This is a genomic window from Streptomyces sp. NPDC054961 (assembly GCF_053609145.1).
On record NZ_JBSGWY010000024.1, the window covers coordinates 15,476 to 34,998 of the forward strand.

General features: G+C 72.1%; 21 protein-coding genes. 13 read left to right on the plus strand and 8 right to left on the minus strand.

The genetic code is table 11. The features are described 5' to 3' along the window. Positions 1-12 precede the first annotated feature (12 nt). The 9 genes from sufD to ACWF9Z_RS21720 all read left to right on the plus strand — a co-directional run bounded on the left by sufD (position 13) and on the right by ACWF9Z_RS21720 (position 6,950). A complete protein-coding gene (gene sufD / locus ACWF9Z_RS21680; protein ID WP_453604333.1) occupies positions 13-1,191 on the plus strand; it encodes a Fe-S cluster assembly protein SufD in 1,179 nt (392 codons plus the stop codon). Then, complete coding sequence (locus tag ACWF9Z_RS21685) at positions 1,191-1,508, plus strand: bifunctional 3-phenylpropionate/cinnamic acid dioxygenase ferredoxin subunit (protein ID WP_356653837.1); 318 nt, start codon at positions 1,191-1,193, stop codon at positions 1,506-1,508. The genes sufD and ACWF9Z_RS21685 overlap by 1 nt, the downstream gene beginning before the upstream one ends. Positions 1,509-1,515: 7 nt before the next feature. Then, complete coding sequence (sufC, locus tag ACWF9Z_RS21690) at positions 1,516-2,283, plus strand: Fe-S cluster assembly ATPase SufC (RefSeq protein WP_266630406.1); 768 nt, start codon at positions 1,516-1,518, stop codon at positions 2,281-2,283. Continuing rightward, on the plus strand, positions 2,280-3,536 hold the full coding sequence (locus tag ACWF9Z_RS21695; RefSeq protein ID WP_453604335.1) for a cysteine desulfurase: 1,257 nt from the start codon (positions 2,280-2,282) through the stop codon (positions 3,534-3,536). The genes sufC and ACWF9Z_RS21695 overlap by 4 nt, the downstream gene beginning before the upstream one ends. Positions 3,537-3,569: 33 nt before the next feature. After that, positions 3,570-4,031, plus strand: a complete 462-nt coding sequence (sufU, locus tag ACWF9Z_RS21700; protein ID WP_356653841.1) for a Fe-S cluster assembly sulfur transfer protein SufU — start codon at positions 3,570-3,572, stop codon at positions 4,029-4,031. Next, entirely contained in the window at positions 4,028-4,372 is a 345-nt protein-coding gene (locus ACWF9Z_RS21705) for a metal-sulfur cluster assembly factor (protein ID WP_215020285.1), read from the plus strand. Before sufU ends, ACWF9Z_RS21705 begins: the two co-directional genes overlap by 4 nt. A gap of 184 nt (positions 4,373-4,556) precedes the next feature. Further along, entirely contained in the window at positions 4,557-5,987 is a 1,431-nt protein-coding gene (locus ACWF9Z_RS21710; RefSeq protein ID WP_453604337.1) for a DUF3616 domain-containing protein, read from the plus strand. 121 nt (positions 5,988-6,108) lie between these two features. Then, complete coding sequence (locus ACWF9Z_RS21715; RefSeq protein WP_453604339.1) at positions 6,109-6,432, plus strand: DMT family transporter; 324 nt, start codon at positions 6,109-6,111, stop codon at positions 6,430-6,432. After that, positions 6,432-6,950 carry a TetR/AcrR family transcriptional regulator gene (locus ACWF9Z_RS21720; protein WP_453604340.1) on the plus strand — a complete coding sequence of 173 codons (519 nt, stop codon included), beginning with the start codon at positions 6,432-6,434 and terminating at the stop codon, positions 6,948-6,950. Before ACWF9Z_RS21715 ends, ACWF9Z_RS21720 begins: the two co-directional genes overlap by 1 nt. Positions 6,951-7,140: 190 nt before the next feature. Here the strand turns inward: ACWF9Z_RS21720 and ACWF9Z_RS21725 are convergent, their stop codons facing one another. Next, on the minus strand, positions 7,141-8,028 hold the full coding sequence (locus ACWF9Z_RS21725; protein ID WP_453604342.1) for a winged helix-turn-helix transcriptional regulator: 888 nt from the start codon (positions 8,026-8,028) through the stop codon (positions 7,141-7,143). Between the two features lie 74 nt (positions 8,029-8,102). Between ACWF9Z_RS21725 and ACWF9Z_RS21730 the strand changes: the two genes are divergently transcribed. Further along, on the plus strand, positions 8,103-9,539 hold the full coding sequence (locus tag ACWF9Z_RS21730) for an MFS transporter (RefSeq protein WP_453604344.1): 1,437 nt from the start codon (positions 8,103-8,105) through the stop codon (positions 9,537-9,539). A 9-nt stretch (positions 9,540-9,548) separates the two neighbouring features. Then, the gene (gene dapD, locus ACWF9Z_RS21735; protein ID WP_453604346.1) at positions 9,549-10,529 is read left to right on the plus strand and encodes a 2,3,4,5-tetrahydropyridine-2,6-dicarboxylate N-succinyltransferase; all 981 of its coding nucleotides are present in this window, start codon (positions 9,549-9,551) and stop codon (positions 10,527-10,529) included. 210 nt (positions 10,530-10,739) lie between these two features. Here dapD and ACWF9Z_RS21740 read toward each other — a convergent pair whose 3' ends face one another. From ACWF9Z_RS21740 to ACWF9Z_RS21755, 4 genes are all read right to left on the minus strand, one after another. Next, a complete protein-coding gene (locus ACWF9Z_RS21740; protein WP_453604348.1) occupies positions 10,740-11,204 on the minus strand; it encodes an RICIN domain-containing protein in 465 nt (154 codons plus the stop codon). 100 nt (positions 11,205-11,304) lie between these two features. Continuing rightward, entirely contained in the window at positions 11,305-11,559 is a 255-nt protein-coding gene (locus tag ACWF9Z_RS21745) for a hypothetical protein (protein WP_453604350.1), read from the minus strand. A gap of 152 nt (positions 11,560-11,711) precedes the next feature. Beyond that, positions 11,712-12,212: a GNAT family N-acetyltransferase gene (locus ACWF9Z_RS21750; protein ID WP_453604352.1), complete on the minus strand. Its 501-nt coding sequence runs from the start codon at positions 12,210-12,212 to the stop codon at positions 11,712-11,714. Positions 12,213-12,271: 59 nt separating this feature from the next. Further along, the gene (locus ACWF9Z_RS21755; protein WP_453604353.1) at positions 12,272-14,113 is read right to left on the minus strand and encodes an endonuclease/exonuclease/phosphatase family protein; all 1,842 of its coding nucleotides are present in this window, start codon (positions 14,111-14,113) and stop codon (positions 12,272-12,274) included. A gap of 264 nt (positions 14,114-14,377) precedes the next feature. Between ACWF9Z_RS21755 and ACWF9Z_RS21760 the strand changes: the two genes are divergently transcribed. Together ACWF9Z_RS21760 and ACWF9Z_RS21765 are read left to right on the plus strand one after the other, a co-directional pair. Further along, entirely contained in the window at positions 14,378-15,949 is a 1,572-nt protein-coding gene (locus ACWF9Z_RS21760; RefSeq protein WP_453604354.1) for a hypothetical protein, read from the plus strand. Between the two features lie 165 nt (positions 15,950-16,114). Then, entirely contained in the window at positions 16,115-17,554 is a 1,440-nt protein-coding gene (locus ACWF9Z_RS21765; protein WP_453604356.1) for an alkaline phosphatase PhoX, read from the plus strand. Positions 17,555-17,658: 104 nt separating this feature from the next. Here ACWF9Z_RS21765 and ACWF9Z_RS21770 read toward each other — a convergent pair whose 3' ends face one another. From ACWF9Z_RS21770 to ACWF9Z_RS21780, 3 genes are all read right to left on the minus strand, one after another. Beyond that, positions 17,659-17,829, minus strand: coding sequence for a hypothetical protein (locus ACWF9Z_RS21770; RefSeq protein WP_453604358.1), 171 nt, complete (start codon positions 17,827-17,829; stop codon positions 17,659-17,661). Between the two features lie 112 nt (positions 17,830-17,941). Continuing rightward, entirely contained in the window at positions 17,942-19,186 is a 1,245-nt protein-coding gene (locus ACWF9Z_RS21775) for a TerD family protein (protein WP_453604359.1), read from the minus strand. An 87-nt stretch (positions 19,187-19,273) separates the two neighbouring features. After that, positions 19,274-19,495: a hypothetical protein gene (locus tag ACWF9Z_RS21780; RefSeq protein ID WP_453604360.1), complete on the minus strand. Its 222-nt coding sequence runs from the start codon at positions 19,493-19,495 to the stop codon at positions 19,274-19,276. Positions 19,496-19,523: the final 28 nt, after the last annotated feature.

Here is a 19,523-nt window from a genome sequence, read left to right on the forward strand (position 1 = left end):
AACACGACAGCCATGGCTGAGGCTCAGAACATTCCGGCGGGTTCGACCACCGCCGGCGCGATCGCGGTGGCCGCCGAGTCCACCGTCGCCACCCGGATGAGTGCCCCCCCGTCCTTCGACGTGGCGGACTTCCCCGTGCCCCACGGCCGCGAGGAGGAGTGGCGCTTCACGCCGCTCGCCCGCCTGAAGGGCCTGCACGACGGCACCGCGGTCGCCAACGGCACCATGAAGGCCCAGATCGACGCGCCCGAGGGCGTCACCGTCGAGTCGGTGGAGCGCGGCGACGCGCGCATCGGCAAGGCCGGCATCCCGGTGGACCGGATCGCCGCCCAGGCGTTCTCGTCCTTCGCCAAGGCCACGGTCGTCACCGTGCCCAAGGAGGCCGTCCTGACCGAGCCCGTGCGCGTCTCGCTGCACGGCGAGGGCGGCACCACCTTCGGCCACACGGTCTTCGACGTCCAGGCCTTCGCCGAGGCCGTCGTCGTCATCGACCACACCGGTGACGGCGTGCGCGCCGCCAACGTCGACTTCCTCGTCGGCGACGGCGCCAAGCTCACCGTCGTCTCCGTGCAGGACTGGGACGACACCGCCGTCCACTGCTCCCAGCACAACGCGCTGGTCGGCCGCGACGCGACCTTCAAGTCGATCATCGTCACCTTCGGCGGCGACGTCGTCCGCCTGCACCCGCGCGTGAACTACGCGGGCCCCGGCGGCGAGGCCGAGCTCCTCGGCCTGTACTTCACCGACGCCGGTCAGCACCAGGAGCACCGCCTCCTGGTCGACCACAAGGCCCCGCACTGCACGTCGCACGTGGTCTACAAGGGCGCGCTGCAGGGCGACGGCGCCCACGCCGTCTGGATCGGTGACGTCCTCATCGAGAAGACCGCCGAGGGCACCGACACCTACGAGATGAACCGCAACCTCGTCCTCACGGACGGCGCGCGGGTCGACTCGGTGCCGAACCTGGAGATCGAGACCGGCGAGATCGTCGGCGCCGGCCACGCCTCCGCGACCGGCCGCTTCGACGACGAGCAGCTCTTCTACCTGCAGTCCCGCGGCATCCCGGCCGACGAGGCCCGCCGCCTGGTCGTGCGCGGCTTCTTCGCCGAGCTCGTCCAGCAGATCGGTGTCGACGACATCGAGGAGCGCCTGCTCTCCAAGATCGAGACCGAGCTCCAGGGTTCCGTCTGATGAATTACGTCAAGGCCTGTGCGCTGAGCGAGCTGGAGGAGAACACCCCCAAGCGGGTGGAACTCGACGGCACGCCGGTGTCCCTCGTCTCCACCGAGGGGGAGGTGTTCGCGATCAACGACATCTGCTCGCACGCGAACGTCTCGCTCTCGGAGGGCGAGGTCGAAGACTGCATGATCGAGTGCTGGCTGCACGGATCGGCTTTCGACCTGCGCACCGGCAAGCCGTCCGGTCTTCCCGCGACGCGCCCCGTCCCCGTATACCCCGTAAAGATCGAAGGGGACGACGTGCTCGTCTCCCTCACCCAGGAGTCCTGAGGTATCCATGGCAACGCTTGAAATCCACGACCTGCACGTCTCCGTCGAGGCCGAGAACGGCGCCCGCGAGATCCTCAAGGGCGTCGACCTCACCGTCAAGCAGGGTGAGACGCACGCCATCATGGGTCCGAACGGCTCCGGCAAGTCCACGCTGGCTTACTCGCTGGCCGGTCACCCGAAGTACACCATCACCGGTGGAACCGTGACCCTCGACGGCGAAGACGTCCTGGAGATGTCCGTCGACGAGCGCGCCCGCGCCGGCGTCTTCCTCGCCATGCAGTACCCGGTCGAGGTCCCCGGCGTCTCGGTCTCCAACTTCCTGCGCACCTCGGCGACCGCGATCCGCGGCGAGGCGCCCAAGCTCCGCACCTGGGTGAAGGAGGTCAAGTCCGCGATGGAGCAGCTCCAGATGGACCCGGCCTTCGCCGAGCGCAACGTCAACGAGGGCTTCTCCGGCGGCGAGAAGAAGCGCCACGAGATCCTCCAGCTGGAGCTCCTCAAGCCGAAGATCGCGATCCTCGACGAGACCGACTCCGGCCTCGACGTCGACGCGCTGCGCCAGGTCTCCGAGGGCGTCAACCGCGTCCGCGCCACGGGCGAGGTCGGCACGCTGCTGATCACGCACTACACGCGGATCCTCCGCTACATCAAGCCCGACTTCGTCCACGTCTTCTCCGAAGGCCGCATCGTCGAGTCCGGCGGCGCCGAGCTCGCCGACAAGCTGGAGGCGGAAGGCTACGAGGCGTACAGCACGAAGGGTGGCGCGACCGCGTGACACAGCTGCCTGGCCTCCTCGACACCGAGGCGATCCGCAAGGACTTCCCCCTGCTGGATCGTGTGGTCCACGACGGGAAGAAGATCGTTTACCTGGACAACGCGGCGACCTCGCAGAAGCCGCGCCAGGTGCTCGATGCGCTGAACGAGTATTACGAGCAGCACAACGCCAACGTCCACCGTGGCGTGCACGTGCTCGCCGAGGAGGCCACGGCGCTGTACGAGGGCGCGCGCGACAAGGTCGCGGCCTTCATCAACGCCCCGAGCCGCAACGAGGTGATCTTCACCAAGAACGCCTCGGAGTCGCTCAACCTGGTCGCCAACATGCTCGGCTGGGCGGACGAGCCCTACCGGGTCGACCGCGAGACCGAGATCGCCATCACGGAGATGGAGCACCACTCCAACATCGTGCCGTGGCAGCTGCTCTCGCAGCGCACCGGCGCGAAGTTGAAGTGGTTCGGCCTGACCGACGACGGCCGGCTCGACCTGTCCAACATCGAAGAGGTCATCACGGAGAAGACGAAGATCGTCTCCTTCACGCTGGTCTCCAACATCATGGGCACGGTCAACCCGGTCGAGGCGATCGTCCGGCGCGCGCAGGACGTCGGCGCCCTGGTGCTGATCGACGCCTCGCAGGCCGCTCCGCACATGCCGCTCGACGTGCAGGCGCTCGGCGCCGACTTCGTGGCCTTCACCGGCCACAAGATGTGCGGCCCGACCGGCATCGGCGTCCTCTGGGGCCGCCAGGAGCTGCTCGAGGACCTGCCGCCCTTCCTGGGCGGCGGCGAGATGATCGAAACCGTCTCGATGCACTCCTCGACGTACGCCCCCGCGCCCCACAAGTTCGAGGCCGGTACGCCCCCGATCGCCCAGGCCGTCGGCCTCGGCGCGGCCGTGGACTACCTGTCCGCGATCGGCATGGACAAGATCGCCGCGCACGAGCACGCGATCACGGAGTACGCGATCAAGCGTCTCCTGGAGGTCCCGGACCTGCGCATCATCGGCCCGACCACGGCCGAGGACCGCGGCGCCGCGATCTCCTTCGTGCTCGGTGACATCCACCCGCACGACGTCGGCCAGGTACTGGACGAGCAGGGCATCGCGGTCCGCGTGGGTCACCACTGCGCCCGCCCGGTCTGCCTCCGGTACGGAATTCCGGCGACCACGCGAGCGTCTTTCTATCTGTACTCCTCTCCCGCCGAGGTCGACGCGCTGGTCGTCGGGCTGGAGAACGTACGGAAATTCTTCGGTTAAGCCGAGCGAAGCGACGAGGGCGGCTAGGGCGCAGTGAAGCTGGAATCGATGTACCAGGAACTGATCCTGGACCACTACAAGCACCCGCGCGGGCGTGGCCTGCGCGACGGCGATGCCGAGGTGCACCACGTCAACCCGACGTGCGGCGACGAGATCACGCTGCGCGTCAAGTACGACGGCGAGACGCTCACCGACATCTCCTACGAGGGCCAGGGCTGTTCCATCAGCCAGGCCGGCGCGTCGATACTGAACGAGCTGCTCGTCGGCAAGCAGCTGGCCGAGGCGCAGAAGATCCAGGCCGTGTTCCTGGAGCTGATGCAGTCCAAGGGCAAGCTGGAGCCCGACGAGGCCATGGAGGAGGTGCTGGAGGACGCGGTCGCGTTCGCCGGCGTCTCCAAGTATCCCGCCCGGGTGAAGTGTGCTCTGCTGAGTTGGATGGCGTGGAAGGACGCGACCGCCCAGGCACTGGGCGACGCCGAGAGGAAGACGGCATGACCGAGAACGCGACGCCCGAGGCGTCCATCAAGCCGGCCACCGAGGAAGAGGTCCGCGAGGCCCTCTACGACGTGGTCGACCCCGAGCTGGGCATCGACGTCGTCAACCTGGGCCTGATCTACGGCATCCACGTCGACGACGCGAACATCGCCACCCTCGACATGACCCTCACCTCGGCGGCCTGCCCGCTGACGGACGTCATCGAGGACCAGGCCAAGTCGGCGACGGACGGCATCGTCAACGAACTGCGCATCAACTGGGTCTGGATGCCGCCGTGGGGCCCGGACAAGATCACGGACGACGGCCGCGAGCAGCTCCGCGCACTCGGCTTCAACGTCTGATCCCAGCTGGTCCGAGGGCTGAGCGCCTTCCGACGGCAGGGTGAACCGACGACCCCCCGCACGGGTGTGCGGGGGGTCGTCTGTTTTCCCGCCGGACGGGCCGCGTGCACCGGGAGTTGGCCGCGATGGCCGAATCTTTTCGACGGCCGTCACGACGTGACGGCGCACTCGAGAGGATCCTTCCGTGACCGTTCGCCTTTCACCGGCCCGTCGCCTGGGTGCGGTGGGAGCCGCCGGGGCCGCCGCGCTGCTCGTCGCGGGGCTCACCGCGCCCGCGTACGCCGGCCAGGTCGCCGCCGCCGAGCCGACCATCGCGCTCTCCGCCACCCACCTGTCCGGGGCCGTCGGCGCGGTCGCGGATCCCGGAGTCGCGCTGGACGTCGCGCAGGCCGGGACGCCCGCGGCCTCCCTCAAGGTCACCGTGGTCTCCTCCAGCAACCCGGCGGTCGCCCGCCCCGGCGACGTGCGCGTCGAGCGGACCCGTACCGGCCGCGAGCTGACCGTCCGCGCGCGCGGCCGCGGCTACACCGACCTCACGGTCCGGGTGACCGGCCGCGGCGGCAGGACGGCCACGGCCACCCTCTCCTACGCCGCTTCGGCGCGCGTGGGCGGCGGCCCCCTCACCACCCTGACCACCCGCTACCTCACCGGCTCCTCCGACGCCTCGGCCGCCGTGGACGTGGGCGGAGGCTACGCGCTGGTCGCCGACGACGAGACCAACGTGCTGCGCCTGTACGACCGTTCCCGCTCGGGCGCCCCGGTGAAGACCTGGGACCTCGGCGCCGCGCTCGGCATCAAGAAGGAAGCCGACATCGAGGCCGCCGCCCGGGCCGGCGACACCGTCTACTGGACGGGCTCGCTCGGCAACAACAAGGACGGCAAGTACAAGGCGGAGCGCAACACCGTCTTCACCACGAAGCTCATCGGCTCCGGCGCCGCCACCGAGATCGTCTTCGGCTCGGCCTACAAGGGCCTGCGCGAGGACCTGATCGCCTGGGACACGGCGAACGGCAACCGCTACGGCTTCGCGGCGGGCACGGCCGCCGGCAAGGTCCCCAAGAGCATCGACGGCTTCAACGTGGAGGGCCTGGAGTTCGCGCCGGGTTCCACGAGCACCGCGTACCTCGGCTTCCGCGCCCCGCTGGCCCCGGTCGTGCCGGGCGGCAAGGCGCTGATCGTGCCGGTGACCAACTTCGACGAGGTGCTCTCCACCGGTTCCAGGGCCACCTTCGGCGCGGGCATCGAGCTCGACCTCGGCGGCCTCGCGATCCGTGACATCCGAAAGAACGCGGCCGGCCAGTACCTGATCCTGGCGGGCTCCTGGGCGGCGGACGACAACTCCGACCCGTACGCGCTCTACCAGTGGGACGGGATCGCCGGCCACGCCCCGGTCAAGCGGGCGGACCTGCCCACCACCGACCCGGGCGGCTGGGAGGCCATCGTCGCGGTCCCGGACCTGTCGGCGCCGGGCGCGCGGGTGCAGCTGAACACCGACAGCGGATCGGCGGACCTGTACGGGGACGGGACCGAGGCCAAGGACCTCACCCACCCGGAGTGGAAGAAGGCGCGGGCGGCCTGGTTCACCCTGAACCGGCCCGCCCGGCCGGGACGGTGAGCTAGGCCGCAGGGCGGCGGGCGAGGGTGGCGGGCGCGGGGAGCGCCGGGCGCGGGTGGAGGGGCGGCGGCGTCCGCAGGGATGTGTACGCCCGTACCCATTGTTGTGTACAGTTGTACGCATGCCCTACGTACTGCTCGCCGCCGCCATCGTCGCCGAGGTGGCCGGGACCACCGCCATGAAGTTCAGCGAGGGCTTCACGAAACTGTGGCCCTCGCTGATCACGCTGGCCGGCTACGTCATTGCCTTCAGCCTGCTCGCGCAGACCCTGAAATCGATGTCGGTCGGCACGGCGTACGCGATCTGGGCGGGCGTGGGCACGGCGGCGATCGCCGCGATCGGCATGGTCTTCATGGGCGAGGCCGCGACCGCGGCGAAGATCGGCGGGATAGCCCTGGTGATCGCCGGGGTCGTCCTGCTCAACGTCGGCGGGGCGAGCCACTGATGGGCCGCCGCTACGACCCCGAGCGCAGGCAGCGCATCATCGACGCGGCGATCCGGGTGGTCGGTGCCAAGGGCATCGCGGGGCTGAGTCACCGGAGCGTGGCGGCGGAGGCGGACGTCCCGCTCGGCTCGACCACGTACCACTTCGCGACCCTGGACGACCTGCTGGTGGCCGCGCTGCGGCAGGCGAACGAGGCGTTCGCGCCGGTGCTGGAGCCGGGGGCCGACCTCGCGGAGGCGCTGGCGCGCCTGCTGGGGAAGCTGCTGTCGGCGGACCGGGCGCGGGCGGAACTGGAGTACGAGCTCTACCTGGCCGCCCTGCGCCGGCCCGCGCTGCGCCCGGTGGCCGCGGAGTGGGGCGAGGCCGTCTCCGAGGCCCTCCGGGAACGGGTCGATCCGGTGACGGCTCGCGCGCTGGTGGCGGTGATGGACGGGCTCGGCCTGCAGGCCCTGCTGACGGGGGCGGAGTACGACGAGGCGTACGCCCGCGAGATCCTGGGGCGGGTCCTGCGGGGATGAGACCCGCCCGGCCCGGGGCCCCGGCTCGCTGGGGCCTGCGGGGCTGTGGGCCCGCGGTCCTGCGGGCCCACGGATCCGCGGATGTGCAGGTCCGCGAGCCCGCGGATGTGCAGGTCCGCGGGCCCGCAGGTGCGCGGCTCTGCCGCTCTGCCGCTCTGTCGCGCTGCGGGTCCTCGCGGGGCCGGTGGGTCTACGGGGTCTGCGAGCCCGCCGCGCGGACCGTCGCCAGGGCCGAGGCGATGCTCGCCTCGATGTCCCGGATCGGGTACTGGACGTCGAGGACCGTCCGCTCCCGGTCCACCACCAGCGTCAGCCGCTTCAGCCGGCTGACGCCCCCCGCCCGGAACGTCGGCAGCCGCAGCGCCGCCACGAGTCCGAGCTCCGCGTCCGACAGGAGCGGGAAGCGCAGCCCCTCCTTCTCCGCGAACTCACGCTGCTCGTCCGGCCGTTGCGTGGACACCCCGTGCACGGTCGCGCCCGCCCCGGTGAACTCCGCCAACTGGTCCCGGTAGGAGCACGACTCCAGGGTGCATCCCCGGGCCCCGGGGATCCCGGCCCATCCGGGCGGGTAGGACTCGGCCCGCGCGAACGCGCCCGGGAAGCAGTACAGAACCGTGAAGGGCGAGTCCGCGACCGGGTCGCGGAGCTCGCCGAAGCGGTCCGGCAGCAGCATGTGCGGCAGTTGGGTGCCGCGCAGCGCGTGCACCCGCGCCGCCTCCCGCGAGACTTCTTCCGTCGTCGCCGTCGTCTCTCCCTCTCGTAGGACCCAGCTGTCGCCCCAGTCCTGGAGGGCGACCAGCACCGGCAGCAGACCGCGCCCGCGCGGCGTCAGCCGGTACGCGTGCCGCACGGGCCGCTCCTGGTACGGCTCACGGGTCAGCACGCCCGTCTCGACCAGCAGCCTCAGCCGCTCCGTCAGCACCTTGCGGGACATGCCCAGCTCCCGCTGGAACTCCTCGAAGCGGGCCAGGCCGCGCGCCGCGTCCCGCACGATCAGCAGCGTCCACCAGTCGCCCACGACGTCGAGGGCCTGGGCGATGGAACAGTCCGAGTCGCCGAGGTGCGTGCGCTGAGTCATGGGCGCTCCTTAGTCCTTTGACCGGGGGCTGCCATGCTGACATAGTCCGTTCCCAAAGGGAACTCACTCCGGGGGTGGGCGTGTTGCGAGGTTTCAAAGAGGTGCCGAGAGCCGTCTGGCTGCTCTCGGCGGGCGTGTTCGTCAACGCCGTGGCCAGCTTCACCTTCGTGTTCGTCTTCGTCTACCTGACCGGCCCGCGCGGGCTCGGCATCCCCGTGGCCGGCCTGATCACCGGCCTCGGCGGGATCGGCGCGGTCGCCGGCAACTTCACCGGCGGGTGGTACGGAGACCGCTTCGGCCACCGCCGCGTGCTGCTCACCGCCTCGGTCCTGGCCGGCGCCGCCCTCTCGCTGCTGCCGCTGCTGCCCGCCGCCGCGCTCTACGCCGTCCTGCCGCTGGCCCAGTACGCCCTCGGGGTCGTCCGCTCCGCCCAATCGGCGCTGGTCGCGGTGATCGTCCCCGAAGGGGTGCGCCGCCAGGCCTTCGCCGTCGTCCGCTGTGTGGCCAACGGCGGCTTCACCCTCGGAGCCCCGCTCGGCGGTCTGATCGCGACCGGCCTCTCCTACGACTGGCTCTTCGTCGCCGACGGCGTCGGCACCCTCGTCTTCGCCCTGTGGACCGCCCGCGTCGTCCCGGCGCGCGGCGCCGCCCGTACCCCCGCGGACGCCTCGGACGGGACCTCCGGCGAGCCCTCGGACGGGACCCCTCGTACGACCCCCGGCGAGGCCTCGGACGGGATCCCCGGCGGCGCTCGTGGCGGATCCCGGCGAGGCGGGGTCTGGGGCGAGCTCCGGGCCCGCCCCGCGGTCCTCGTCCTGCTCGGCGCGATCCTGGTCGTCGACGTCATCTACCGCCAGCAGTACTCGACCTTCCCGCTCTTCCTCGCCGACCACGGCCTCGCCACCGGCGCGTACGGGCTGATCATCGCCCTCAACGGCGCCGTCATCCTCGTCCTGGAACTGCCGGCCGCCGTCGCCCTGCGCACCCGGCCGCCGCTGCGCATCGTGGGCACCGGACTGGTGCTGGTCGGGGCCGGATACGCGGCGCTGCTGTCCGGTGCCGGGACCGGAGCGGTCATCTCGATGATGGTCCTGCTGAGCCTCGGCGAGATCTTGTACAAGACCACCGCCATCGCCTACGTGGCCGACCAGGCGCCCGCGCACGCCATCGGGCGGTTCCAGAGCCTGTACGCCGGGGTCTCGGTCAGCGGCGTCGTACTCGGCGCACCGCTCGGCGGCGCGCTGTACTCCGCCGCGCCCGGCCTGCTGTGGCCGCTGTGCGCGACGCTGGCCGCGGCCGCGGGCGGGGCGGTGCTGTGGATGTCGGCCCGGTCAGCCCCCTCGGTCCGGTCGGAGCCGTCGGCGGGCGAGGCGGCGAGGGCCGAGGGGGACGCGGAGGTCCTCGGGGCCGTGGGGGACGCGGGCGCCGTCGGGGCCGTGGGGGAGGAGCCGCGGCCCGAGCCGCGCCCGGCACATGAGACCGGTTCGCGACAGCGGCCCGTCGCCGGTTAGGTTTCGGGCATGACTGCTACGCGTACCACCGGCGCCGTCGCCGCCGGACTTGCCACCCTCACCGCCGACGGCACCGTCCTCGACACCTGGTTCCCCGCCCCCCAGCTGGTCGCCGAGCCCGGCCCGGCCGGCACCGAGCGCCTCACCGCCGAACAGGCCGTGGAACTGCTCGGAGCCACCGCGCCCAAGGCGCTGCGCCGGGACGCGGTCCGCGGCGTCGAGGTCGTAGCCGTCCGCACCGTGATCTCCTCCCTCGACGACAAGCCGCTGGACGCGCACGACGCGTACCTGCGCCTGCACCTGCTCAGCCACCGCCTGGTCAAGCCGCACGGCCAGAACCTGGACGGCGTCTTCGGCCTGCTGACCAACGTCGCCTGGACCTCGCTCGGCCCGGTCGCCGTCGACCAGGTGGAGACCGTACGGCTGAACGCGCGCGCCGAGGGACTCCACCTCCAGGTCACCTCGATCGACAAGTTCCCGCGGATGACGGACTACGTGGCCCCCAAGGGCGTGCGCATCGCCGACGCGGACCGGGTCCGCCTGGGCGCGCACCTCGCCGAGGGCACCACCGTCATGCACGAGGGCTTCGTCAACTTCAACGCCGGCACGCTGGGCACCTCCATGGTCGAGGGCCGCATCTCCGCGGGTGTCGTGGTCGGCGACGGCTCCGACATCGGCGGCGGCGCGTCCACGATGGGCACCCTGTCGGGCGGCGGCAAGCAGATCATCTCGATCGGCGAGCGCACCCTGGTCGGCGCCGAGGCGGGCGTGGGCATCGCGCTCGGCGACGAGTGCATCGTCGAGGCCGGCCTGTACGTGACCGCGGGCACCCGCGTCACCCTCCCGGACGGCCAGATCGTCAAGGCCCTGGAGCTCTCGGGCGCCAGCAACATCCTCTTCCGTCGCAACTCGGTCACCGGCGCCGTGGAGGCCCGCCCGAACAACGCGGTCTGGGGCGGCCTGAACGAGGTTCTCCACAGCCACAACTGACGCCCCGTCGCCCGGCCCGCGACCGGGTCGACGGCCGAGGCGCCGGCCGGCGGACGAGCCGTCGCCACGGGCCACTCGCCCGTCGTCACCACCAGCTCACCGCTGAGCGCCCTCCCACGGCCCGCCGAGGCCGCCCGGGAGGGCGCTCGCCGTCGTGCTGCTCCTCCACGCCGGCCCGGGCGGGACCCGGCCGCCGCCGGCGGCCTTCGGCTAGCCGACGGGCGGGCGGAACTGCCACTGCTCGTTGAGGCTGGGCTCGCCGCCGGGCGGAGCCGCCTGGACCACGGGGGCGGCGTGGTTCTGGCTGGCTCCGGCCACGTCGAGGACCATGCCGGAGTGGTCCGCGACGATCCCGACGCTGTTCCCGACCTGCGGAACGACGCCGAGGGAGGTGTTCGGCCCGGGATCGGGGCCCCGCGGTGCCGCCAGGACCGCCTCGCGCGGCGCGTCCGCGGGATACAGCGGTCCGCCCGGGCGCAGGAGCCGGCTCGGATCGAGGCCGGCCATGGCGCCGTCGCTGCGCGCCACCAGATCGAGGCCGTCGACGAAGAGGTAGGTGTGGACCGCGGCGCACACCGGTGGACCGGGACACGCGGTGACGAGCAGCGTGCTCAGGGCGCCGGTCGTGCCGTCGGGGCGGCGGGCCCTCAGCGTGCGCGGGGAGCTACGGGGCATCCGCCTGATGTGACGTCATGTCGCGATCCTACCGACCGCGCGCGCCCTCCCCACCCGAGCGGGGGAGGGTACGCACCTGCGCGGGTCCGGGCGGGGCCCGTCAGTGCAGGGGGATCGTGCGGATCAGGCCCGCGAAGGCCTGCTGTTCCGCCTCGGTCAGTTCCACCGTTTCCAGTGGGTGCGCGGCGGAGCCGCGCTGGGCCGGGATGACCGAGAGGCCCTCGAAGGCGCCTGGCTCCGGCTGGTGGAAACGGCTGTCCCACAGCATGTGGCCCAGGCCGATGAGCCAGACGAGGGCTGCCACGAGCAGGACGGCGATGCCGATTTCCTGAGCGAGGGAGATGGAGGGGAACACGCGGTCCTCCCGAGGAGTGCGGTGCAAGATCGGGCGTGGGGACACTCAACACCAGAACCGCCCGAATGGGTAGGGATGTGCCGAGTGTCACGCCAGGGCCAAAGGTCCTGCTGTCCCTCGGGTGCGGCCCCTCCGGCCCGCCCGCCGGGCCCCTAGGCCAGCTTCAGCTTGAAGCCCTCGTGACTCCGTGCGAAGCCCAGCCGCTCGTAGAAACGGTGCGCGGCGTCCCGCCTCTTGTCGCTGGTCAGCTGCACCAGGCCGCAGTCCCGCTCGCGGGCCCGCTGCACCGCCCGCTCCATCAGCTCGGCCCCCAGCCCGCCGCCGCGCCGGTCCGCGCGGATCCGTACGGCCTCCACGAGCACCCGGTCCCGCCCGCCCTGTCCGAGCCCCGGGATGTACGTGAGCTGCAGACAGCCGAGGACGGTCCCGTCCTCCTCGAGGACCAGCAACTCGTTGCGCGGGTCCGCGTCGATCGCGGCGAAGGCCCGCGCGTGGGCCTCCGTGACCGCGACGTCGGTGCCGGTGGCGGTCCCGGTGCCGCTTTCGGTGCCTGTGCCTGTGCCTGTGCCGGACGCGGCCGCGGCCGCGGTGTCCTGTGCCAGCAGGGCGAGTACGGCGGGCAGGTCCTGGCGCGTCGCGGTACGGAAGATCATGCCTGGATCATGCCAAGGGGGCCGGGCCGCACCGCGGCCCGGCCCCCTCGACGGCCCCGCTACGGGCGGAAGCGCACGACCTGCGGGTCGTGGTCGCTGTTCTGCGCCGCGAACTCCGCGTTGATGTGCACGCTGTCGTACGTGAACTGCTTGATCGCCGGGCTCGTCAGGATCTGGTCCAGCACCTGCGCGTTGCCCTGGTAGACGTAGGAGTAGCGCTCGGCCTTCGGCAGGGACTTCATGGCCGAGTACAGCGCCCCGCCGTCCTCCAGCGCCGTCGTGGTGCCCGAGAACTCGAAGTCGTTGATGTCGCCGACGGCGAGGACCGAGGCCTTCTTGTCCACCGCCAGGATGTCCTTCACGAAGCCGTTCACCGCCTGCGCCTGCAGCAGCCGCTTGGCCTCGGAGGAGCGGACCGGGGGCTGGTGCACGGAGGTCAGGCCCTCGTCGCCGCCCTTGGAACCGAAGTGGTTGGCGATCACGAAGACCGTCTTGCCACGGAAGACGAACTCGCCGGCCAGCGGCTTGCGGCTGTCCGCCCACGCCGGGTTCGCCGGGTCGATGCGGCCGGGGGAGTGGGTCAGGGCGGCCTTGCCGTTCTCCGTCGTCACACCGGTCGCCGTCACCGCGTCGCCCGCGGCGCGCTCGGTGAAGGAGACGCGCGCCGGGTTGAAGAGGAACACCTGGCGGATGTTGCCGCCGGGCTCGCCACCGTCCTTGTTGTTCTCCGGGTTGATGGTCCGCCACTGGTACGCCGGGCCGCCCGCGGCCGCGATCGCCGCCGTGAACTTCGTCAGCGTGGCCTCGGCCGAGACGGTGCCGTCGTTCTTGGCGCCGTTGTCGTCCTGGATCTCCTCCAGGGCCACGATGTCGGGGGAGGCGAGGTTCTCGACGACGGCCTTCGCGAGGTTGTCGAACTTCTCCTGCGGGTCGCTCGGGTCGAGGTTCTCGACGTTGTACGTGGCCACCGCGAGCTCGTTCGCGGCCTGCGCCTTGGTCTTCTCGGGCGCGAGGGTGCCCGCCTTGACCGTGCCGAGGGTGCGGGCCGCCAGCGTGTAGCCGCCGAACTGGTTGAAGTCCATCGGGCCCTCGGTGACGCCGACCAGCTTGTCGCCGACGTTGGCCACCGGGAACGGCTGCTGCGCGAGCGGCGCGAGCTGCTGGATCTGCAGGCGGCCGGTGTTCTGGGACTCGTACGAACCGTAGAGCGTGCCACCGCGCTTCGCGGTGTTCTCCCAGCCCTTCACCGTGACCCACAGCTCGGCGTACGGGTCGGTGGCGCCGACTACGCGGGAGGTGCCGATCTTGATGTTCATGCCCTCCAGCGACTCGTAGTAGTCGAGGGCGAAGCGGGAGGGCTCCAGGGTCAGGCCGTTGATGCTGCCGGCGGCGGCGGGGTCGCCGGCCGGGGCGTACGCACACGGGACCGAGTACTCGTTGACGGAGGTGGCCTCGGGCAGCGCGTTGCCCGAGGAGACCACGGTCACGACCGGCTTGGAGATCTGGGTGACCGACTGGTTCCCGGAGGAGACGCCGCCGGGGATGTACTCGCCGACCAGACCGGAGACCTTGACCGCGTCGCCGACGGCGACGGTCGGGACGGAGCTGGTGAAGACGAACACGCCCTCGCTCGTGGCGTCGTTGTCGTCGGCGTCCGGGTCCTGCATCCAGAAACCGCGCGAGCCGTACGTGCGGACACCGGTGACGATGCCCTCGACGTCGGTGACCTGCTTGCCGACGAGCGGGGATATCCGGGTGGCGCCCTGGATGTCGTGGATGCGTATCGGATCGGCGGACGCGGCGCCTTCGGCCGCCTCGGCGGTACCCGCGAGCAGGCCGGTGGCCAGGGCGGAGGCGACGAGGGCCGCGACGGCGGCGGAACGGGGATGCGAGGAGCGCATGGGCGGGAACTCCGGTGTGAGGAGGGGGAAGCGAATATCTACGCGCGTCAATTTCCTTCTTGGTCAGCAAAGTTGTCAAGCCCTCCAGGGAATACGGCGGCTGTCTGTGGGATGAACCAAGAGGGATCACCCGCCGGGCGCGCCCGAAATGCGTCTACGCTGGGGCGCCGTACGGCCCGCACCGACCGGGCTGCCCGAGCCGCCCCGGCTGCCGGAGCCGCCCGCACACCCGAACCATCCGTGCCCGCGAGGAGAACCGCCCCCATGTCCGCAGACTCGCACCCCACGCTGCCGCCGGTACGGCTGCTCTCCGACGCGGAACTGGCCCGCGACGCCCTCGCCGCCCCGCTGTTCGCCCGCGCGGTACGGCTGGCCCGCTGGGCCGGCCCGGACACCCGCGTGGACGCCGGGGGTGAACTCGTCGCCGCGCAGCTGCCCGAGGCCGTGGCCGTGCTCCGCCTCGACGAAGCCGACGAGGACTCCGCCGCGCACGCGAGCCAGGCCTGGCGCGTGGCCGTCGACACCGGCCTGGTCGACGTCACCGAACCGGAGGAGGAGGGCTGGGACTCCGGCGCGGATTCCGGCCCGGGCCCGGGCCCCGGCTCCGATTCCGACGAGGGCTCCGGTTCCGGTGAACCGGCCGACGCGGGTGCGGCGTACGGGACGGCCGAGCCCGGCGAGGACCTCGCCCTGGTGACCGAGGGCTCCCCCGGCGACGTGCTCGACCTGTGGCTGGCCGCCCTGGACACCGTCCTCGCCGACGCGGCCGTACCCGCGCTGGACGACCTCGTGGACGCCCTCGACGCGGGCGGCGAGATCGACTTCGACCAGCTCGACTGGAACCCGCGCCACGAGGCCGACTTCCTGGACGGGGTCCTGGCCAACCTCTACCTGCTCACCGTCGCCGAGGGCGGCGCGGCCGAGGAGCCGGTCCCGCTGCCCGTCCTCGCCGCCTCGATGGTGGTGCCGCAGGACATGGGGGACCCGACCGACGCCGTGCTGGAGCAGGTCTCGGACGCGATGATGCGCCTCGACGACCAGTTCCGGCAGCTGGAGCCGATCGGACTGGTGGAGTTCCGCCCCGTCGACGAGGCGCTGATGGCGGAGGCCGACGACGAGGAGCTCGCGGCGGGCGCGAACCCGCGCAGGGCCGTGGCCGACGACGAGGACGTCTCCCGCTACGGGATGGTCAGGCTGACCCCGCTCGGCCTGTACGGGATCCGCGCGCGGATGCTGGAAGCCGGGGTCGAGGCCCCGGCCCTCGGGGAACTGGCGGACAAGGGCGCCGACGTGCTGCTCGACGTGGTCTCCCACTACTCCGAGGCCGCGGCCCAGGCCGAGATCGACCACTGGCTGTCCGGCCGCCCGGTGTCCAGCGCCGCCGAAGAGCTGCTCGCCGCGGCCCGCGGCGCCGACGAGGGCGCCCCGCTGCGCCGGCTGCGCTGCCAGCAGGCCCTCGCCCCGGCGGGGGAGCAGGCCGAACCGGCGGTCCGCGCGGTGCTCGACGACCCGGAACTCGGGGGGCTCGCCCGGGTCTGGCTGGCCGAGCGCGGGGCGGCCGAGGTACCGGCTCCGGGCGAGACGATGGTGTTCTGGCTGACGATCGACACCATCGCCGCGCAGCTCGCCGCGGACGGTGAGGCCGAGGCGCGGGAACTGCCCCTGCTGATCGAGTCGCTGACCGTCCATCACACCGGCTTCTTCGACCAGGCGTGGCGGGTGGACCACCCGGCGACGGCGTACGTCCTGGAGGCGATGGGGCGGCTGCACCCCGACAAGAAGGCCGCGAAAGAGGCCCGGAAGGCGGCCTTCAAAGCGCGCTCGCGCGCCGCGTGAGGCGGCGGTAACCAGCCGTTCCTCCAGGGGAGTCGGCCATCGGGGGCGCGGGGAAGGGGACGGTTCGATTTCCCGGGTAGTTCAGTCGGCGTTCACGTGCGGGCGGGAGCGTGTGCGCCGACGACCGCATGACATGCGCACCACCTCCCCACCCCTGGAGACCAGATGCCGCTCAGCCGCAGAGACTTCACCGCCCGCACCGTCCTCGCCGGGGCGGGAGTCGCCCTCACGGGAACGGTCGGCGCACTCGCCACCGCCCCCGGTGCCCTCGCCGCCGACGACGGCGCGTCGCAGGGCGGCCACGGCCGCCCGCACGTCCCCGGCTACGGCCCGCTCGTCCCGGACCCGGCCGGCATCCTGGCCCTCCCCGCGGGATTCACGTACCGGGTGATCACCCACAGTGGCGTCACGAAGCTCGACTCCGGCGAGAGCACCCCGTCCAACCACGACGGTACGGCCGCCTTCGCGGGCCACCGGGGAGTCACCCTCCTCGTCAACAACCACGAGCTGAAGGGCCCGCGCTCGGGCTGGGCGCACCCCGTCCCGCTCGCCGAGGGCCTGGTCTACGACCCGGCCGCGGCCGGCGGCTGCACGGTCGTCGAGGTCCGGCGCGGCGGCGAGGTCGCCGAATGGGTCGGCGTCGCCGGCACGTCGACCAACTGCGCCGGCGGCGCGACCCCCTGGGACACCTGGCTGACCTGCGAGGAGACCGAGGACCTGGCCGGCAAGAACGGGATGACCAAGGACCACGGCTACGTCTTCGAGGTGGACCCGCACGACCGCCGCGCCAACCGTGCCCCGAAGCCCGTCAAGGCCTTCGGCCGGTACGCGCACGAGGCCGTGGTCATCGACCCGCGCCAGGGCCACGCCTACCTGACCGAGGACGCCTCCGGCCCCAACGGGCTGCTCTACCGCTGGTCCCCGCCGAGCGGCTTCCGGCACGGGCGCGGCAAGCTCCGTACGCTCGCCGACGACGCCGGCGTGCTGGCGGCCGCCAAGTGCTTCGACAGCTCCGGCCGGTTCGTCGACGACCTCTCGCGGGCGACGAAGATCGGCACCACGTACGGGGTCGACTGGGTGCCGGTCGCGGACCGCGACGCGCGCACCGTGCCCGTGCGCAAGCAGTTCGGGGCCTCGGCCGTGACCCGCGCCCGCAAGCTGGAGGGCATGTGGTGGGCCGACGGCGGTGCGTACTTCGTCTCCTCCTACGCCCGAGAGGAGAGCCCGGGTGCGGCGCACGACGGCCAGGTGTGGTTCTACGACGCCAAGCGGCGCACGGTCCGGCTGATGGTCCTGATGGGGGTGAACGCCGACACGACGGTGGAAGGCGGCTACGACGGCCCCGACAACATCACGGTCTCCCCGTACGGCGGTCTGGTCATCGCGGAGGACGGCTCGGGCCTGCAGCACCTGTTCGGCGCGACCGAGTCGGGGCGCACCTACCCGCTGGCCCGCAACGAGATGAACATGGGCACGGCCGAGGAGCCGGAGTACTCGGAGTTCACCGGGGTCTGCTTCTCGCCGGACGAGCGGACGCTGTTCGCCAACATCCAGGACCCGGGCATCATGCTGGCCATCACGGGCCCGTGGCGGCGCGCGCACTGAACCGGCGGGCTCCCGGCCCCCGGACATGAGAGAGCCGCCGCGGCCCACGGGCCCCGGCGGCTCTCTCATGTCGTTCGTGGCGGCGGTGGGCGCCGCGGGTCTGGCTAGGGGAGGTCTTCGGCGTGGCTGGCCGCGGCCCACTCCTCGAGGAGGAACTCGTACGCCTCGGAGGGCCACTCGCCGTCCACCCGGCTCTCGACGAGTCGCCGGATCGCCTCGTTCGCCTCGGCGGCGGACGGGCGGTCGGGTCCCGCGGGCTGGAGTGTCTGGTGCATGGTTCCAAGGCTACGGGTGGGCACTGACAGAGACCTCCGCTTTCGGGGTGGAATCAATCACCCGGCACGCTCCGGAGCGGCGCACGGTCGCTCCATGTGCCCGCTCACCTGCTCAGAGTGCCTGAGCGGCCGGCTTGACCATGCCCCGCACTGTGCGCGACTTCACAAACTCGCCCATGGCCGTCATCTCCCATTCGCCGGAGAACTGCTTGATCAGCTTGGCCATCATGACGCCCGTCTGCGGCTCGGCGCCGGTGAGGTCGAAGCGCACCAGCTCCTCGCCGCTCGCGGCGTCGATCAGGCGGCAGTAGGCCTTGGCCACCTCGGAGAACTTCTGCCCGGAGAAGGAGTTGACCGTGAAGACCAGGCCCGTGGTGTCGGCGGGGAGCCGTCCGAGGTCCACGACGATCACCTCGTCGTCGCCCGCGCCCTCGCCGGTGAGGTTGTCGCCGGAGTGCTTGACGGAGCCGCCGAGGATCGACAGCTTGCCGAAGTAGCAGCTGTCGATGTGGTTGCGCTGCGGGCCGTACGCGATGACGGAGGCATCGAGGTCGATGTCCCGGCCGCCGAAGGCCGGCTCCCAGCCGAGACCCATCTTGACCTGGGAGAGGAGCGGGCGGCCGCCCTTGACCAGGGAGACGGTCTGGTTCTTCTGGAGGCTCACCCGGCCCTTGTCCAGGTTGATCTTCCCGGCGCCCGGGGCGGCGGCCTGCGGCGCGGGGGCCGGCGCGGGCGCCGGGGGCGCCGCGGGCGTCTGGCCGCCGAGCCAGGGGGAGACCGGGTGCACGGGCGGCGCCGGCGGAGCCGGCGGCACGGGCGGGGCGGCGGGCGCGGCCACCGGGGCGGGAGCCGGCTCGTCCTCCACCGAGACCCCGAAGTCGGTCGCGATGCCGGCGAGGCCGTTCGCGTACCCCTGGCCGACCGCGCGGACCTTCCAGACGCCGCCGCGCTGGTAGACCTCGACGACCACCAGGGCGGTCTCCGTACCGAGCTGCGGCGGGGTGAAGGTGGCGATCACCGATCCGCCGGCCGCGTCCCGGACGGTGGCGGTGGGCTCGATGCCCTGGAAGGTCTGCCCGGCCGCGTCCGGGCTGGCGGTGATCACGATCCGCTCGATCCCCGGCGGGACCGCGGCGGTGTCCACCGTGATCGAGTCCGGGGTCGTGCCGCCGCCGGAGCGGTAGCTGACACCGGGTCCCGCCGGCTGGTTGAAGAAGATGAAATCCGCGTCGGAACGCACCTTGCCGTCGGCGGCGAGGAGGAGCCCGGACACGTCGAGCCGCACCGGGGCAGCCACGTCGACCGTGACGCGGACGGTGTTGAGCGGCAGATTGGAACCAGGGGTCATAGCGGTCATGCCCGGAGAACGACCGAGGCCGCTTTGCCGTTCCCTTGCTTTCGCCAAAGATTTCGACGTCGCGCGGCCCGCGGGATCCGCGTCCGCTCAGCCCCGGTTGCGGGGGTGGTTCCTGGCCGTCCGCTCGTTGCCGAACTTGTAGGCACCCGTCCAGCGGGCCATCACCAGCTGCGCGTCACCGGCCTCGACCTCGGCCAGGAACTTGTCGGCCCGGGCGCCCCGGAGCGTGGTCGCGGAGCGGCCCCGGTGGGTGATGGCCACGACGTGGTCGCCCAGTTGTTCGTAAGAGAATCCGTGCGGTTTCGGCATGGGAGGCAGCGTGCCGCGGCCCGGGGCT

Bases quoted from the DNA above. Each gene is read 5' to 3' on its own strand.
- sufD (WP_453604333.1), top strand. From the start codon at position 13: ATGGCTGAGGCTCAGAACATTCCGGCGGGTTCGACCACCGCCGGCGCG.
- ACWF9Z_RS21685 (WP_356653837.1), top strand. From the start codon at position 1,191: ATGAATTACGTCAAGGCCTGTGCGCTGAGCGAGCTGGAGGAGAACACC.
- sufC (WP_266630406.1), top strand. From the start codon at position 1,516: ATGGCAACGCTTGAAATCCACGACCTGCACGTCTCCGTCGAGGCCGAG.
- ACWF9Z_RS21705 (WP_215020285.1), top strand. From the start codon at position 4,028: ATGACCGAGAACGCGACGCCCGAGGCGTCCATCAAGCCGGCCACCGAG.
- ACWF9Z_RS21715 (WP_453604339.1), top strand. From the start codon at position 6,109: ATGCCCTACGTACTGCTCGCCGCCGCCATCGTCGCCGAGGTGGCCGGG.
- ACWF9Z_RS21720 (WP_453604340.1), top strand. From the start codon at position 6,432: ATGGGCCGCCGCTACGACCCCGAGCGCAGGCAGCGCATCATCGACGCG.
- ACWF9Z_RS21725 (WP_453604342.1), bottom strand. From the start codon at position 8,028: ATGACTCAGCGCACGCACCTCGGCGACTCGGACTGTTCCATCGCCCAG.
- dapD (WP_453604346.1), top strand. From the start codon at position 9,549: ATGACTGCTACGCGTACCACCGGCGCCGTCGCCGCCGGACTTGCCACC.
- ACWF9Z_RS21740 (WP_453604348.1), bottom strand. From the start codon at position 11,204: ATGCCCCGTAGCTCCCCGCGCACGCTGAGGGCCCGCCGCCCCGACGGC.
- ACWF9Z_RS21750 (WP_453604352.1), bottom strand. From the start codon at position 12,212: ATGATCTTCCGTACCGCGACGCGCCAGGACCTGCCCGCCGTACTCGCC.
- ACWF9Z_RS21755 (WP_453604353.1), bottom strand. From the start codon at position 14,113: ATGCGCTCCTCGCATCCCCGTTCCGCCGCCGTCGCGGCCCTCGTCGCC.
- ACWF9Z_RS21760 (WP_453604354.1), top strand. From the start codon at position 14,378: ATGTCCGCAGACTCGCACCCCACGCTGCCGCCGGTACGGCTGCTCTCC.
- ACWF9Z_RS21765 (WP_453604356.1), top strand. From the start codon at position 16,115: ATGCCGCTCAGCCGCAGAGACTTCACCGCCCGCACCGTCCTCGCCGGG.
- ACWF9Z_RS21770 (WP_453604358.1), bottom strand. From the start codon at position 17,829: ATGCACCAGACACTCCAGCCCGCGGGACCCGACCGCCCGTCCGCCGCC.
- ACWF9Z_RS21775 (WP_453604359.1), bottom strand. From the start codon at position 19,186: ATGACCGCTATGACCCCTGGTTCCAATCTGCCGCTCAACACCGTCCGC.
- ACWF9Z_RS21780 (WP_453604360.1), bottom strand. From the start codon at position 19,495: ATGCCGAAACCGCACGGATTCTCTTACGAACAACTGGGCGACCACGTC.